A 14,946-nucleotide genomic window follows, 5' to 3' on the forward strand; every position below is an offset into this window, starting at 1 on the left:
TTGATCTTATATCCTTCCCATATAACGGTGGGGTGCCGACCTTAACTACATCAATACTTTTCATTTCACTAAGGCTACTCTAAGGTGAGTTCCCTGCTTTTTTGTTATTGCTTCTCATCAGCCAGCAACTTTCTGAAAACATTTCGGCAAGTACTATTCCTTATCATTGCATTCTCATTTTTCTGATTTTTTCTATTATACCAAGTCTACAAAAAAGAGATAGGGATAGGGATAGGGATATCTTTTTTAATTGATTTTTTTTGTTCTATGGGTGCTTATCTTTAATCCTCTTCACCAAATAAAATTCCGAGGCCACAAATAAAGGTGAGTGAATTCATAGCGAACAATAAAATCGCACCAATTTTTTTCATGGCAATGAACCTCCTCTTAAATTCAGTCTGCTAGCTTTCAAAATTTAAATTCACTGGTTCATCCTCTAAATGATCCACAGTATTTTGTTCTGTCACTGGCACACTTTCATCTACAATTTTAAAACTAAGTTCGTCCATCCAAATGTGACCTTGTCCATGTAGTAATATGCCAAACGCAATGACTTCACTTTTGACTGGAACATCCAATACTACACTAAAATGATTCCAGCCGTTTGTTCCTGTAATGGGGCGGTTCATCATGTTGTCAAACGCAAGAACTTCACCTGAAGAATGGTCAATCCTCATCCATAAACCAGCTGAACTTTTCACATCTTCGCTTTTGACAAAAGCAGAAAATTGAAGGCGTTCTCCACGGTAACGATCAGACTTAATTTGCTGCATCAATGTCGCGAAACCTCGAGCTTTTTCATCCTTGGATTTCAGGTAAGCTGAGGTAGTACCACTGTGTACAATTCTGCCATCCAGACCTGTTTCATAATCAGATGGTGTTTCTCCCGTCATAATCCAGCCAGTAGGTGTGTTCTTATTTGCAGCCATATTCGTTTCCTCCTTATCAATGACATTCCTTAGTAATCTCCGATAACGTGCGGGTGACATATCATATATCTTCTTAAAGGCTCTAGTGAAGGATTCCTGTGAACTAAATCGATACTGCAATGCAATGTCAATCGCCCGTTGATCCGTATGAATTAAATCCTTCGCCGCTTGGGTCATCCGACGTTCCCTTATATAATCGACAACTGACTTCTTAATCACTTTCTTGAATATACGGTGAAAGTGAAACCTAGAATAACCAGCGTGTTTCGCTAGAGTTTGAAGCGGTAAATCATCTTTCAGATGCTGTTCAATATAATTCAATGTTTCTTGAATCGTTTTCTCATGTTCTTGATAGGACAACCGAGCACCTCCTTGCCTTACGAGTTTAGTATAGCGGAAATGCTCTTTAGGAAACTTGACTTTTTGTGCTGTGTTGCAATTATAGAATGGACCTTATAGTCCTAGGTTCAGGACTGGGTATCCGTGTACTGGGTGGAGTTTCTGAAGAAAATCTAGAAATCATCCGGGAATAAGATTTAATTCTACTCGAAGAAATTTCCATCTTAGGCTTTGAGTGAGACATCTGACAATATTTTGAGGTTCTCCCAGACATCCACAACAAAGGTGCCATGGATGACGCCAGAATATACGACTAAACAATTGGTATCGGTGCTATCACTTTGATTAATTACAGTTTCAGCAGAACTGCAAAAAATATTTAATTAGATAAATGTAGGTTGAGGGATATTGAAGGAAAATCAGATGTGAAGGGGATACAATGAATGAACAACTTAAAATTATTATTGATCTCATAATTAAAGCAGATAATACAATTGAAAAGAATATCATATTCGAAAAATTTTTTAATAAATCAGATCATATAAAAATATTCAAATATTAATGAAAGTTTTAAAAATAGGGAAATTAACGGTTATAAAATATTTCTCCTGACTATACAAAAATGTGGATTCTTGATAGTAATTATATTGGAGGGGATTACCGAAAATAAAAGTTGGTAAAGTTGTACATTTTGATTTGAATATTTTGACGTATTTAAACAGGTTATTAAATGATTATAGACAAAATATTCAGAAGAATGAATTTCTCGATTATCTAAATTTTTTTAAAAATAATCAATTCAATTATAATATTACTACTGCATTAATGGAACGCTCAATGTCCGATATAAGTGGTGTTGATAAGAATATTTGGAGGGTACTCTAAAAAAACTGTTGAGCCCATTTTAAATACAGTTTGGGATATTTACCATGTAAGATTAATAGAACAATCTTTTTTTATAGATAATAGTAATAAGGAAGAGATATTTTTATCATAATTTCAGTTCAAGAGATGATGCTTTTAATGAGTTATCTAAAATAAATCAAATAAAGGTTTTTGTAATTAATGATGGAAGACCGCTTGCAATTCGAGATATAGGTATAAAAGATATTTGTAACGACGAATTTTACAATGAGCTTTCATTCTTCATTTTTATTGCTATTTTTGGGCATTCTTCTCTGTTTTGATTTATTAGCCATATCGATCCTACAAATATAGACATCCCAAACATCTTTAAAATAAAACTTGTCAAAAATGTATATCCTTCGATTTCAATACCTAGCATAATTGTGGCTATTATGATTCCTATAAAACCAGCTAAGAAATATAAAATCAAAAATACACCTCCTCTAAAAACATCCTACTAAAACATTGAAAAGAACCCCTAACCAGGAGTTCCTTTCTCTATTCAATATTTTCTTAATGGGATATTTCCAATAAAGTTTTTTAGTGAAATTTTATAATGTTGTTCAATGTCACGTCCAAGGTTTTCATGTAATACCTTCATTTGTTCAATTATATAATTAAGATCGAATACATTATATAACTGTTGAGTTTCCCAAATAGTGGTGAGTCGAGCCTTATTATCAAATGGTATTACTGAAATAATGGGGTCGTCTTCCTCATACTCCATTGTGTAATATCTATACTCTGTAACTTTGTTTTTTTTCTTTATCTTTTTAATCCAGTCGTGCAAAGATGCATAAAATTCTAATAAGGCGATATTTTCTTCAAAATATACTTCGCCATTTATAACTATTTTAAACTCTCCCTCTACTCTTAGAGCTGTTGATGGATCTTTCTTCATGTTCTTTGGAATATCTTTCTCATCAGATGTGAACATATAATCAAATTCTACTTGATTGGATAAGCTGTCCATATTTTACCATCCCAACCTATAACTATTTTTATTTTTGTCTCACCTTTTGTTCCGATTTTCTTTTTCAGATTTGCAGTGATGACAAAGGATAGTTTTTTATTATTGTTTATAGTAAACGAAACATTTTTAGATTGTAAAGCTTCTTTTATCCATTTATTTACTGTGCTCTTGCTTTTGGTATCAAATTTTCTGTATCTACCTTTTGCATTACTAAGATGTTTGTTGCTAACAGAAAACTTAGCAACTTTTTTTATACCTTGTTTAATTACCTGTTTTTTAAAAGTTTTTATTATTAGCTTCTTTCCGTATTTTTTAATAGCATATTGAATACCAAACCTAGAAACAATTCCAACTATTATTGCTGGAACAATTGATGACTGAGCTTCTATGGTGCTAACTTTATACTCTTTTCCTGTTTCATCATCCACAAAGGTTGCTGTAAAATCATTTCCTTCAATCTCTTCAATTAACACGTTGAATTTGTTAGTTTCTTTTTCCCCATTTTCTAACTCTGTAATACCATCAACTGTGATTTCACCTGTCTCATGATTAATTTTCATGTCAGTTTGGACATTCATACTCTCAGCTTCAAGCTGAGTAGATATATTAACTTCATCTAGGCTTTCCTTAACTTCCATTAACATATCTTGTTCTAGCTCTATCCCCAATTCTTTTTCAACATTCACTTCATATTCTTTACTAGCATTCTCTTCTATTCTTAAAGCATCAGAATCAATTTCGCCTGATTTTGCACTTGCAAATTCAGGAACAACTCCACACAAAAACAATGTTAACACAAGAATTTTTATTAAAACCTTTTTCAATCTAATTCTCTCCCTTGTTACAAATAATCATCCCATTGCCATACTCTCTGTCATAACCTAGCTTTCCAAGATCAACTGTATTTTTCTTGAGTGTTTGATGAACATTCTCTTTAGATTTGTATTTTTTAGAATACAAACAGCCTATAGCACCTGTTGCAAACGCAGTTGCAAAGGATGTACCTTTTACCTTTGTATATCCTCCGTGTATATCAGTTGTTTTAATATTTACTCCAGGCGCAGAAAAGTCAATTTTTCCTTTTGCTGAAATTGGATCAATTTTTAGTTTTTCGTTAAGTGAGGATATCGATAAGACGCCTTCATATTTTGCAGGGTATTCAACAGTTAGACCTAATGTATTTCCAGAAGCAGCTGTAATTGTTATATTGTTATCTAAAGCAATTTTTATAACATTTCGTAATTCATCGTAGTCTTTTCCAAATCCGAAACTTATATTAATTATGTCTACCTTTTGCTCAATACACCATTTAATCCCTTTGACAACATCTTCAACTTTTCCTTTGCCATTTTTATTTAGTACCTTGACATCATAAATAATGGGATTCTGTGAAATACCTTTTATTTCTTCACCAGTTGCAGCGATTATTCCGGCAATTGCTGTACCATGACCATAATCATCTTCGATAGATTTTTTTGGTTTAATAGCATTGTACTCATAAAAAGTTAAATCTTTAAACTCTTTATGTGACTTATTAATACCGCTATCAAGGATAGCAATTTTGACATAATTCTTATGATTATTAGGTTTTTCATGACCTATAACTTTATATCCCCATAGCAGGTCTTTTTCCTTCTCTGTCTTGTATGATTTACTATTATCCTCAGAAACATCGCCAGATAGTCCCCAACATAATACAATTGCAAGAATCACTAGGCACGAAACAAATAGTAATAAGGCTTTTGACTTTTTCATTCAAGCTTCCTTCTCACATGCAGTATTTAGAATTAATACAGAATATACCTCCCTTCCCTTTTTATGAAATACAAGAATATATTAACCTATATTTATTTTGATGTAAATGTTATTTAAGGTAATATATCCTTATATATTTAAAATTTCCCATGCGTGTACTACTGTAAATATGCCAGTTCTTCTTCTTGACTCGTTTACTTAATAATTATCTATGATTTTTTGATTAAAAATGTTTTGCCACTGCCAACTATGACCTGATAACACAATGAGTTTATTCATTACTTGTTGTAACCTCACTCCAACTCCACATGTCCAACGTTCTCCAAAATTGAAAGCGAAACAAGTAAACGTAAAAATAATGTCACTAAAATAGATTTTGAAAATGAAAAATCTAAATTAATCAGTGAAATTGCAAATGGACAAAAGCTCTTTTTTTGGAATATGAATTATTCCAACTAAAACAGATTAAAGAATAGGCTATTTTTATTTGAATCTTGTACTTAGAAAAGAAAAGTAAGTGAAATAGTGTAATTACTTAAGTGTGGATCTGCATTTTGTTCAAAAATTTTTACTATTACTGATACTATAATTATAGAAAGGGTGTTGAATATTGCTGGAATTGTAAGTAAATTAGAAGGGTTACCATGCAAAGAAACTCTAGTCATAAACTTGACTAGAGGTTTCTTACTGGGTAATTGTGCAATTTTAATTCATTCACTTTAACGCTTCTGTTTAAAAATCATTCAGTTTATTTGAAATCCCTCTTCAAAATCGAATAAATAAACACATCATCAAACCCATTCTGACCAAGATCATACTCCCTTAATAAACCCTCTCGAACAAAATCAACATTCTCCAATAATTGAACAGAGGACGTATTTGCTGGATCAATAATCGCTTCAATCCGATTCAGATACATTTCCTGAAACCCATATCGTAACACCGCAGCAATTGCTTCGCTCATGATGCCTTTTCTCCAATGATCGTGGTGTAATTCATAGCCGATTTCCGTGCGGCAGTGCTGTTTTTCTAGATTGAGAAAGCCGCAGCTGCCGATGATCGCAGGATCATCTTTTAGAGAAATGCCCCAGCGGATGCCTGTTTGTTCTTTGAAGATGTCGTGATACCACTTGATTTCTCCTTTTGTGTCTTCAATCGTTTCATGAGCATCAATGCCCATGTAGCGGCACACGGTTTCATTGGATAAGTAGATGTGCATATCCTCAGCGTCTTCGATTGTTGCTTGTTTTAAGATTAGTCTTTCGGTATGTATGGTTGGAAATGATTGCGGGAATATCAGTTTATGTCTATACATATTTTTCTCCTCGTGCAATTTTATTTAAATTATACCTGTACTGGTCGATTTTGTGTAATGCTTTGGTATAATATGTGAGAATGTGATTGCGGGGATAATTCACAAACAGAATTCGATTAAAAGCAAAAGAGGATAATTGAAATGGGTATTTTTCTAATTATGATCGTCATCGTGATGATCATCGTATCTTTAGCGATCTATTTGTTTAAAAAGGGAATCATCCATTCTAAAGTGTTAGTGATTGTAGGTTCTGTTTTAGGAGGAACCGCACTATTTGTTTGGGTGGCTATGTTTTTTAATTTTCACTCTGTATCTTTAACAAATGAATCGCTAGGTCATTTTAAGATTGGTGAAAAATTTGAGAGAGATCATACTTTTGTGGAGAATACTCAATTCTCCCATCCTAAACAGAGGGTCTATATGGAAAAAGAAAGTCAAGATTTTGTAGTATCAGTTGATCAACATCATCGAGTTACATCTATTTACAATCAGTCAAAACAGAAAAAACTCAAAACATCTAAGGGAATCACTATTGGAGACGATTATTCATCTGTGCTACAAACATATGGAGATCAATTCAAGAAGCTCTGGTTTGTCGAAGGGTATAGCAAAGGTATACAATATCAAGATCAATCAAACGGTATCATTCTGGAGTTCTTTTTCAATGACAATAAACTAGCACTCATTGAACTTCGTAGTAAGCGGAAATAAAAAAGTAGAAAGTAAAAACAAGCATTTCAATTGAAATGCTTGTTTTTATGTTTCTTTTCCATAACATGTCTTACAATAAAAAACCCCTTCATTCCTGAGCCAAGCCTTTACCTCTGTCATTCCTCGTCTCTTTGGATAGACCAGCTTGACGTACACTTCTTCGTTTCCTTCTATCTTTTTCTGACAGCTAGTACACGTGGGTTCTTCAAATAGAAACAATCGACTTACTCCTTTTTGTACATATTTCTTCCATTATATCAAATGTTCGACATGTTCTTTGCGGCCCGTTATTCACTTTTTCTATTTTTGTCCGACATATGCTAAGGAAAAGAAATTTCCATTTGTTGAAACCGTTTGAGAGAAACCTTGCTCTAACAGGTGTAGGAGGTGTGGATGAGATGAAGCAAGTGCGTCTAATTAAAAAAGCACAAAAAGGGAATGTCCCGGCATTTGAGAAATTAATGCTGATGTATCAGGAGCGTTTATATAAAACGGCTTTTCTCTACACAAGAAATAAAGAGGATTCGTTAGATGCTGTTCAAGAGACGGTATTTAAAGCGTTTAAGCATCTATCTGGTTTGAAAGAACCGGCTTATTTTTCTAGCTGGCTGACGAGAATTTTGATTCATACAATTTTTGCGATGAAGAAAAAACAGCAAGATGTTGTTCCGTTTGAACAGCAACACGAAAGCGTGGAGCGTCATGATTTTTTGGAAGACAAGCTCGATTTAAAAAATGCACTTGAAGTGTTAGATGAGCAATACCAGGTGGTCATTCAGTTGTTTTATTTTCAAGATTATTCAATTTCGATGATTTCTGAGCAGATGGGTGTGCCTGAAGGAACGGTTAAAACTCATTTGTATCGAGCAAGAAAGTTATTAAAGCAAACATTGGAGAAGGAGGAGAGTGTCGATGAAACGAAAAGAAATGAAAAAGCTTTATGATGAGATTGATGTACCAATGGTTGAAGTAACCTCTGCGATTCGCCAAGCAATAGGAGATGTAAAAGCGGAACAGAAAAGACATTGGTTCAAATGGAACTGGAGAACGCCAATATACTCTGTCATTGTTCTCATCGTCCTTTATTTTTCTTCAGGTTTTCTTTTTCCTTCTCTTAATACAGCAATGGCACGTGTACCGATTATTGGGCAGTTTTATATGATGTTTCACGATAAAGTAGGAATGTCTCTTTTTCAGAGTGATTTGGTGAAGCATGTCAATGAAGGGGCTGAATCAAGAGGGGTGACTGTGAAAGTAAACAGCGTGTACTATGATGCCGGGCGGCTTGTTTATACGTTTACGGTGGAGAATCTCCATACAAAAGAAGATTCTGTATCGTTCAGAGTGAATGCAGAAAAAATCGATGGAAACTTCCAACTTAATTATGATAAAACAGAGTTGAAAAAATTAAAAGATGGCCGCTATGTTGGGCAGACGGAAGTCTATACAAATGGACAAACGATCAAACAAGGTCAGCAAGTGCCACTTGTCATTTCGAAGATTGGGGATATTGCAGGGAATTGGCGTTTCAAGTTACCTGTGGTCAAGCAAAAAACCACCTTACTAGCGGGACAAAAAGACGTGTCTATTTTAAATGGACGTTATCAAATAAGAAACGTAAAGGTAGAAAATGGAGTGAATGGCTCTGCTATTCAATATGCCATTGATTACAATGGTTTTGCCAAAGATGATAGAGTTAGTATTGATAGAATGAAGGATAATTTAGGGAATGAGTATGAGCTTGAGATTGGAACCGTTTTAAGAAAAAAACAACTGACTTCTGACAAAACTAGAAAAGATCATTTGACAATTTTGAATCAGCCGATCAATCCAAAGGCGACTGAATTGACATTTTACACAGATGTGAGATACGAACGAGAATACAGCCACATCATTCCTCTCAAGACAAAGCTGCCTGTTCAGTTCAAAACAAAACACCATGGCATCGGAATCAAAATCATTAAGATAGAGCAAAAAGACCGTTCTGTGATTGTTGATTATCAATTTACTGGAGTAGATCAAAAAGAATTAGATCAGGATGTGATGGAGAATATAGGTGAATTCATTGGATTAGGCGATGTTGAAAAGATGAAATCATGGCCCGATCCACAAGCAGACTATGAAAGCGGATATTACTTGAAGGGGAACCATGCGAAGGTGACGAATTTAAAGACAGCTTCCATGCAATCCACCTTTGAATTTGATGATAAGAATTTAGAGACTTTATCATTAAACCATTTTTCTTTTAAAGAATATGGGCTTTATCTTGATTTGACTGAACTGAACATGTTGGCACCACAGAAAGCGATAAAGGTAACCATTCCAGTCAAAAAAGAAACTTCAAAAGCTAGTCGATAAATAAGAAAGCGAACATGGTTATACATGTTCGCTTTTTGTCTGTTGTTCCACCAGTCGATGACGATTGAACGAATACCGAATCAACATCAACGCCACAAAACTAGCTAATCCGCCAATCCAACTTAAATTAGTCACATTTGTATACTGTATAATCACACCGCCCATTGACGATCCGAGCATCATGCCGATGTTCATAATCGCTGTATTAAAGCTTAGCACGGTTTCTGATGCTTGGGGTTTAAGGGAGATCAGATAAAATTGCTTCGCTGGTGTTGTTGTCCATGTGGCGATGCCCCAAATGGCGAGTGTGATCAAGACGCTAATTGTAGAGAATTGCGTAAAGAATAAGGCAAAGAGAGCGAACATCTGGATCATGATGCTGATCGAGATGGTTCGGTTTGGTCCCCATTGATCAACGGCGAAGCCGCCAAAGCGTGAGCCGATAAAAGCAGAAATGCCTAAGACGAGCAAGGCCATGCTTGTCATTTCAATTGAAAAGCCGGCGGTCTGTCGTAATAAAGGAGAGATATAAGCAAAGACCATCGTGTAGCCTAAGATCCAAAAGACCGTCGTGGCTAAGCCGCTGATCACTCTGAGATCTTGAAGAATGTGTAATTGCTGCTTTAATGGCAGATGTGAATGTCCCTCTATGCGTGGCAGCAATTGATAAAGAAGCAAGAAGAGACAAGCAGTACCTAGTGCAATGATGAGAAAAATATAGTGCCAATCCACGTGGCCTGATAGAAATGTTCCAATCGGCACACCAAGTACGAGTGAAACAGTGAATCCAGTGATGACAGTCGCCATTGCGCTTCCCTTTTTTTCTGGCGGGGCGATCTGCGCTGCATAATTCGTGGCGACGACAATATATAAACCGCCGCTCATGGCCATGATGACACGAGAGAGCAGGAGCAGCACAAAATGATGGCTGAAAAAGGCGAGCATATTGCCTAAAATAAACACAAAAATAGCTGATAACAAAACCTTTTTTCGATTCAGCTTCGACGTTGCCATGACTAAAAAGAGAGCGCCTACTGCATAAAAAAGAGAATAGACGGTGATGAGCTGTCCGGCAGCAGGAATAGAGATGTGTAAATCAACAGCAATGATATCTAGAATGCCTGACACAACGAATTCTGACGTGCCTGTGACAAATGAACCGACAGCTAAAAGAATGATCAATAGCTGATGAGATGTGTTTTTCATTTTGAACCCTTCCTTCATGTTGATACGTTGTCTTTAGTTTAAATTCCGTGCTAACATAAGTAAAATTGATGTTTTTCATGAAGGAGATGAGTAAATACTCATGAGCTTTGTTCGCTTTGATATTATCGCAAAAGTTGTGGAGCTTGGCAGTTTTACAGCAGCAGCTGAAGCATTAAACATGACGCAGTCAGCTGTCAGTCATGCAGTGGCAAATTTAGAGTCAGAGTGGGGCGTGTCTTTATTCATTCGTGACCGAAAAAAAGGTATTATGCTGACGGAGATTGGTCAAACGCTTCTCCCGCATATTAGAGAAGTGTTAAATAGAGTGGAGAAAATCCAGCAAGAAATTGCGTTAACGAAAAATATTGAAACGGGCCTGATTCGTATCGGCACATTTGCCAGTGCCTCTGCTTGTTTATTGCCTAAACTGCTTGTGAGCTATCAGAAAAAACATCCGAAAATCGAATTTAAATTCTATGAGGGAACGTATGAAGAAATATTGGAGTGGCTGGATTCTGGCATCATTGATGTTGGATTCGTTGTAAAGGGTCATGCGGATGAAGCCTTTGATTTAATGCCGCTTATGAAAGATGAGATGGTCGTCGCCTATCACCCAAATCATCGATATGAACAGCAGCCCATTGTGGATATAACAGATTTGGCGGGTGAACCATTTATTATGCCGACTGGCATGTATCAATCACATGTAGAGGATATTTTTTCAGAGGCGCAAATGAAGCCGGCTGTTTTATTTGAAGTTCATGATTGTACGACCATTGCCCGTATGGTCGGGGAAGGACTTGGCGTCACGATAGGTCCGGAGTTATTTTTAAAAACGCAGCAGCTTGTGCATATTCGCCAGCTGAATGTCTCTCATCATCGTGAGGTTGCGCTCGCCTGTCCGTCGCTCTCTCAAGCTTCGCCGGCAGTGAAAGAGTTTTTCCATGTAGCCGAAGCGGTTTTTGCAAAAGAGAAGGATTTGGGGAAGGGTGTATAAAGAACTACATGTGAATTTCCAAATTCGTGTAATAAGACGAATGAAGCGGACATTTCTTTGAAAAATGTTCGCTTTTCGTATTGTGTTTTAAAAATGAAGTTGGTACAATAGACACAGAAATCAAATAGATAGAAGTCGTATAATCGCGGGGATATGGCCCGCAAGTTTCTACCAAGCTACCGTAAATGGCTTGACTACGTCAATTCACACTCGTTTGATATAAATCATGCATTGTTCTTGTTTTATGTCACAGTCTGAATTCACATATGGTAGTCAAGCGTCCCAAAATTGTTGGGGCGTTTTTTATTTGACTAGTGAATGGGGCAGGCTAAAGCAAAAGGACATGAAGGGAGTCAGTTGGCTTGAAACAGTTTTTTCAGTTTGATGAATTAGGTACGAATTACCGCAGAGAGATCATCGGTGGTTTAACCACATTTTTGTCGATGGCTTACATTCTGTTTGTTAATCCGATCACACTTGCATTAGTGTCTGTGCCGGATTTTCCAGATAAATTACGAATTGATCAGGGGGCAGTCTTTACAGCGACGGCGTTAGCTTCTGCTGCAGGGTGTATTCTGATGGGATTGATCGCCAGGTATCCGATTGCGATTGCACCCGGTATGGGTCTGAATGCGTTCTTCGCCTTTTCGGTTGTACTTGGCATGGGCATCAAATGGGAAGCTGCACTTTCAGGTGTGTTTGTTTCAGGATTGATTTTCGTTGCTCTTTCTTTAACAGGTTTCCGTGAAAAAATCATCAATGCCATTCCGGCTGAGCTGAAGCTGGCAGTTGGTGCGGGTATTGGTTTGTTCATTACGTTTGTCGGTCTTCAAGGCTCTGGCATTATCGCCAATAATGATAATACGCTCGTTTCGCTTGGAAATATTCATAGTGGTCCGGTTCTGTTAACGGTGTTTGGTATCGTTGTGACGGTCATTTTAATGGTACTTCGAGTGAATGCAGGTGTCTTCATTGGGATGCTTGTGACAGCTATTGCAGGGATGATTTTTGGTCTTGTGCCAGTACCATCTCAAATTGTGGGAAGTATTCCAAGCTTGTCTCCAACCTTTGGTCAAGCCTTGATTCACTTACCAGAAATTTTCTCTATTCAAATGCTTGTCGTGATTTTAACGTTCTTATTCGTTGGGTTCTTTGATACAGCTGGTACACTTGTGGCTGTGGCAACACAGGCTGGTTTAATGAAGAATAATGAGCTGCCTCGTGCAGGAAGAGCACTTCTGGCGGATTCTTCTTCTATTGTTGTAGGTTCTATTCTTGGTACATCTACAACAACATCTTATGTTGAATCTAGCTCAGGTGTTGCTGCTGGTGCGCGTTCTGGTTTTGCAGCTGTCGTCACAGGGATTTTCTTCTTGCTTGCGATGTTCTTCTCACCACTTTTATCCATCGTTACATCGAATGTAACAGCACCTGCTTTAATCATTGTCGGTGCACTGATGGTCGCTCCGCTGGCGAAGATTGCATGGGATCGTTTTGAAATTGCGGTACCAGCTTTCTTAACGATGATTATGATGCCACTGACTTACAGTATTGCAACAGGTATTGCGGTTGGCTTTATTTTCTACCCGATCACCATGATCTTTAAAGGGAAAGCGAAAGAAGTACATCCAATTATGTACGGATTGTTTGTCATCTTTATTCTATATTTTGCTTTCTTAAATCATTAATTGAACATTTGAAACAGCAGCTCATAGAAGCTGCTGTTTTTTTGTTAAAAAAATCAAAACATAGTTGACTTATAGGAATTATGTGTTTATGATAAAAAGACATAATTCGCTGATTGGATCACCAAAGGCGCTTTGATTTCCTTTTTTAATAGAAGGTTTCAGGGTGCCTTTTTTTCTTGCAGACATTCAAAAGGGGAGGAGATGCCTTTTGTCACGCTGGCTTCGACAGGTGATTGAACGTAAAAAGCAGGTGCTGATTCAAAAGCTCCTTTTATGGGGGCATGAAGAAAAGCAGGAAGCGCTCATGCATTATACAATTCATGAGCTGGAAAATGAGGTTCTCTATTTAAAAGAGCGAAAACAAAAATAGGGGGATGAGCGATGGATGAACAAAAGCTGAATTATATTTTATCTGCCTTAAAAGGGATCGACTATGGATCAGTGGTCATCACCATTCATAATGGACATATTACACAGGTTGATACGACCAAAAAGACTCGGTTCCCCGCTCATCAGGAGAATCTCCGGGTCCAGCAAGGAAAGCGGAGTCAATATCGTTGACCATGAATTTCAACATTGATAAAAAGCTGATGGAGGCCGTCAGCTTTTTTGTTTTGTCTTATTTTCTCTCCATTTTAAAACCTCTGCTGCCTTTTATCCGTCTATTCGTATGAACGTCAAGGAATCTTGACTGAATAGAGAGACTCCGCTACTTTAAGAGGAGTCATCCGAACAGTTCATGCACTTTTAGCACTGTAAGGATTGGATAGGAGTTGATATGAGATGTTAGAGAAAGATCAAGATCAGGGGACATCTGAAAAGAAAAACGAAGAGTCATCAATAGATCAAGAAACAAGGCAATCCCGCCTCAGCCGCAGCGCTGCAAAACGAGGAAGAACCTCAAAAACTGCGGATGATGAGCGTTCAGCTATCCAGCGTATACTGCAAGGTGTAGGAGGCGCGTTTAAGCGTTATGGTTCATATGGACTGGCGATGTTAAAATCACCGAGCCGGGCCATTAATCAAGCGGAAACATTGCGTATGAAGTACGCCTGGATCTCGATTGTGTTATTCAGCGTGTTTTTTGCTTTAGGCAACTATGTTCAATTAAAGGCGTCAAAGACCCGTTTATTAGGCTTTGGCATTCATTATTCTTTTGGTGACGCCTTTTTGAGAGTGGCAGTCTTTACACTCATTGTGTTGACATTGATGATGCTTACCGTCTGGCTGCTCGGAAAGTACATGCTAAAAGGAAACATATCACTGAAAGAAGTGATCATGAAGTTTGGTGCTGCGCTTGTGCCGGTGTTGGTTTTATCCATCCTTTGGCTTGTATTTGCCATGCTGAATATTCCATATGTGACCGTCATAATATCTGTGATGATGTTTGTCGGCCTCCAGTTGATTGCGGTCGTGCTCTTTCGCTCGATTCAATCGGAGCATGATGCCGTACGTGGAGATTTGATGTATGCAGGCTGGGTCTTTTTATTGGTTGAGCTTGTCATCATTGCGCTGCTCTGGGGCATAGTCGGGGAGTATTTGATTCCATCACTTGTTCCTGTTCGATTTGGATAAAACACACTGAAAACCTCCTTTTTTGAAAAAGGGGGTTTTCATGTTGAGAAAAGAAAAAAACGGGTAAACTCTTGGTAACAAACACCATCCTTGTTGTCGAAAGATATATGTGTTTTGATCGCGTAAATTTGATTGTATCAAGGTATGTTCTCTAGTAGAATATGGGGTGCTTTATTTGATTTTTTAGTGCAGGG

16 protein-coding genes, 1 pseudogene, 1 riboswitch and 1 other annotated feature (1 of these 19 only partly in view) are annotated in these 14,946 nt (G+C 37.2%); of the genes and pseudogenes, 9 read left to right on the forward strand and 8 right to left on the reverse strand.

Features of this window, described 5'->3' with window-relative positions:
- Positions 1-176 (reverse strand) — a binding site (T-box leader); it reaches 89 nt to the left of the window's first position.
- Positions 177-401: 225 nt separating this feature from the next.
- A complete protein-coding gene (locus tag NST65_RS03105) occupies positions 402-1,289 on the reverse strand; it encodes an AraC family transcriptional regulator (protein ID WP_111927671.1) in 888 nt (295 codons plus the stop codon).
- A 104-nt stretch (positions 1,290-1,393) separates the two neighbouring features.
- Here NST65_RS03105 and NST65_RS03110 point away from each other — a divergent pair.
- Positions 1,394-1,585: pseudogene (locus tag NST65_RS03110) on the forward strand (GMP synthase (glutamine-hydrolyzing)); the annotation flags it as partial.
- A gap of 809 nt (positions 1,586-2,394) precedes the next feature.
- Here the strand turns inward: NST65_RS03110 and NST65_RS03115 are convergent.
- From NST65_RS03115 to NST65_RS03135, 5 genes are all read right to left on the reverse strand, one after another.
- The gene (locus tag NST65_RS03115) at positions 2,395-2,604 is read right to left on the reverse strand and encodes a hypothetical protein (RefSeq protein WP_024424492.1); all 210 of its coding nucleotides are present in this window, start codon (positions 2,602-2,604) and stop codon (positions 2,395-2,397) included.
- Positions 2,605-2,676: 72 nt separating this feature from the next.
- Positions 2,677-3,147 (reverse strand): hypothetical protein, encoded by a 471-nt coding sequence (locus tag NST65_RS03120; RefSeq protein ID WP_024424493.1) that lies wholly within the window; start codon positions 3,145-3,147, stop codon positions 2,677-2,679.
- Positions 3,123-3,971 carry an SAR2788 family putative toxin gene (locus NST65_RS03125; protein WP_111927670.1) on the reverse strand — a complete coding sequence of 283 codons (849 nt, stop codon included), beginning with the start codon at positions 3,969-3,971 and terminating at the stop codon, positions 3,123-3,125. Before NST65_RS03125 ends, NST65_RS03120 begins: the two co-directional genes overlap by 25 nt.
- Position 3,972: 1 nt before the next feature.
- Positions 3,973-4,902: a S8 family serine peptidase gene (locus NST65_RS03130; protein WP_024424495.1), complete on the reverse strand. Its 930-nt coding sequence runs from the start codon at positions 4,900-4,902 to the stop codon at positions 3,973-3,975.
- A gap of 748 nt (positions 4,903-5,650) precedes the next feature.
- Positions 5,651-6,217, reverse strand: coding sequence for a GNAT family N-acetyltransferase (locus NST65_RS03135; protein ID WP_029707591.1), 567 nt, complete (start codon positions 6,215-6,217; stop codon positions 5,651-5,653).
- Between the two features lie 141 nt (positions 6,218-6,358).
- Here NST65_RS03135 and NST65_RS03140 point away from each other — a divergent pair, with 141 nt between their 5' ends.
- The gene (locus NST65_RS03140; protein WP_111927669.1) at positions 6,359-6,928 is read left to right on the forward strand and encodes a hypothetical protein; all 570 of its coding nucleotides are present in this window, start codon (positions 6,359-6,361) and stop codon (positions 6,926-6,928) included.
- Positions 6,929-6,973: 45 nt separating this feature from the next.
- Here the strand turns inward: NST65_RS03140 and NST65_RS03145 are convergent, their stop codons facing one another.
- Positions 6,974-7,147, reverse strand: coding sequence for a hypothetical protein (locus NST65_RS03145; protein ID WP_061418171.1), 174 nt, complete (start codon positions 7,145-7,147; stop codon positions 6,974-6,976).
- Between the two features lie 179 nt (positions 7,148-7,326).
- Between NST65_RS03145 and NST65_RS03150 the strand changes: the two genes are divergently transcribed.
- Entirely contained in the window at positions 7,327-7,872 is a 546-nt protein-coding gene (locus NST65_RS03150; protein ID WP_041116055.1) for a sigma-70 family RNA polymerase sigma factor, read from the forward strand.
- On the forward strand, positions 7,841-9,286 hold the full coding sequence (locus NST65_RS03155; RefSeq protein ID WP_041116057.1) for a DUF4179 domain-containing protein: 1,446 nt from the start codon (positions 7,841-7,843) through the stop codon (positions 9,284-9,286). The genes NST65_RS03150 and NST65_RS03155 overlap by 32 nt, the downstream gene beginning before the upstream one ends.
- 18 nt (positions 9,287-9,304) lie before the next feature.
- Here NST65_RS03155 and NST65_RS03160 read toward each other — a convergent pair whose 3' ends face one another.
- Positions 9,305-10,492, reverse strand: a complete 1,188-nt coding sequence (locus tag NST65_RS03160; protein ID WP_111927668.1) for an MFS transporter — start codon at positions 10,490-10,492, stop codon at positions 9,305-9,307.
- A gap of 100 nt (positions 10,493-10,592) precedes the next feature.
- Here NST65_RS03160 and NST65_RS03165 point away from each other — a divergent pair, with 100 nt between their 5' ends.
- The 5 genes from NST65_RS03165 to NST65_RS03185 all read left to right on the forward strand — a co-directional run bounded on the left by NST65_RS03165 (position 10,593) and on the right by NST65_RS03185 (position 14,752).
- Positions 10,593-11,489 (forward strand): LysR family transcriptional regulator, encoded by an 897-nt coding sequence (locus NST65_RS03165; RefSeq protein WP_024426705.1) that lies wholly within the window; start codon positions 10,593-10,595, stop codon positions 11,487-11,489.
- Positions 11,490-11,604: 115 nt separating this feature from the next.
- A riboswitch (purine riboswitch) is annotated at positions 11,605-11,706 on the forward strand.
- A 145-nt stretch (positions 11,707-11,851) separates the two neighbouring features.
- Positions 11,852-13,177 (forward strand): NCS2 family permease, encoded by a 1,326-nt coding sequence (locus NST65_RS03170; protein WP_024424502.1) that lies wholly within the window; start codon positions 11,852-11,854, stop codon positions 13,175-13,177.
- A gap of 208 nt (positions 13,178-13,385) precedes the next feature.
- Positions 13,386-13,547 (forward strand): hypothetical protein, encoded by a 162-nt coding sequence (locus NST65_RS03175; RefSeq protein ID WP_166644707.1) that lies wholly within the window; start codon positions 13,386-13,388, stop codon positions 13,545-13,547.
- 11 nt (positions 13,548-13,558) lie between these two features.
- Positions 13,559-13,738, forward strand: a complete 180-nt coding sequence (locus tag NST65_RS03180; protein WP_024424503.1) for a YezD family protein — start codon at positions 13,559-13,561, stop codon at positions 13,736-13,738.
- Between the two features lie 222 nt (positions 13,739-13,960).
- Positions 13,961-14,752 (forward strand): hypothetical protein, encoded by a 792-nt coding sequence (locus NST65_RS03185; protein WP_034623017.1) that lies wholly within the window; start codon positions 13,961-13,963, stop codon positions 14,750-14,752.
- Positions 14,753-14,946 lie beyond the last annotated feature (194 nt).

Origin of the sequence: Bacillus sp. FSL P4-0248 (assembly GCF_038593305.1) — a bacterium.
GTDB lineage: Bacteria > Bacillota > Bacilli > Bacillales > Bacillaceae > Bacillus > Bacillus safensis.

Excerpts from the sequence above, each read along its gene's own strand:
- NST65_RS03140 (WP_111927669.1), top strand. The coding sequence starts at position 6,359 with ATGGGTATTTTTCTAATTATGATCGTCATCGTGATGATCATCGTATCT.
- NST65_RS03120 (WP_024424493.1), bottom strand. The coding sequence starts at position 3,147 with ATGGACAGCTTATCCAATCAAGTAGAATTTGATTATATGTTCACATCT.
- NST65_RS03155 (WP_041116057.1), top strand. The coding sequence starts at position 7,841 with ATGAAACGAAAAGAAATGAAAAAGCTTTATGATGAGATTGATGTACCA.
- NST65_RS03150 (WP_041116055.1), top strand. The coding sequence starts at position 7,327 with ATGAAGCAAGTGCGTCTAATTAAAAAAGCACAAAAAGGGAATGTCCCG.
- NST65_RS03165 (WP_024426705.1), top strand. The coding sequence starts at position 10,593 with ATGAGCTTTGTTCGCTTTGATATTATCGCAAAAGTTGTGGAGCTTGGC.
- NST65_RS03160 (WP_111927668.1), bottom strand. The coding sequence starts at position 10,492 with ATGAAAAACACATCTCATCAGCTATTGATCATTCTTTTAGCTGTCGGT.
- NST65_RS03135 (WP_029707591.1), bottom strand. The coding sequence starts at position 6,217 with ATGTATAGACATAAACTGATATTCCCGCAATCATTTCCAACCATACAT.
- NST65_RS03130 (WP_024424495.1), bottom strand. The coding sequence starts at position 4,902 with ATGAAAAAGTCAAAAGCCTTATTACTATTTGTTTCGTGCCTAGTGATT.
- NST65_RS03180 (WP_024424503.1), top strand. The coding sequence starts at position 13,559 with ATGGATGAACAAAAGCTGAATTATATTTTATCTGCCTTAAAAGGGATC.
- NST65_RS03185 (WP_034623017.1), top strand. The coding sequence starts at position 13,961 with ATGTTAGAGAAAGATCAAGATCAGGGGACATCTGAAAAGAAAAACGAA.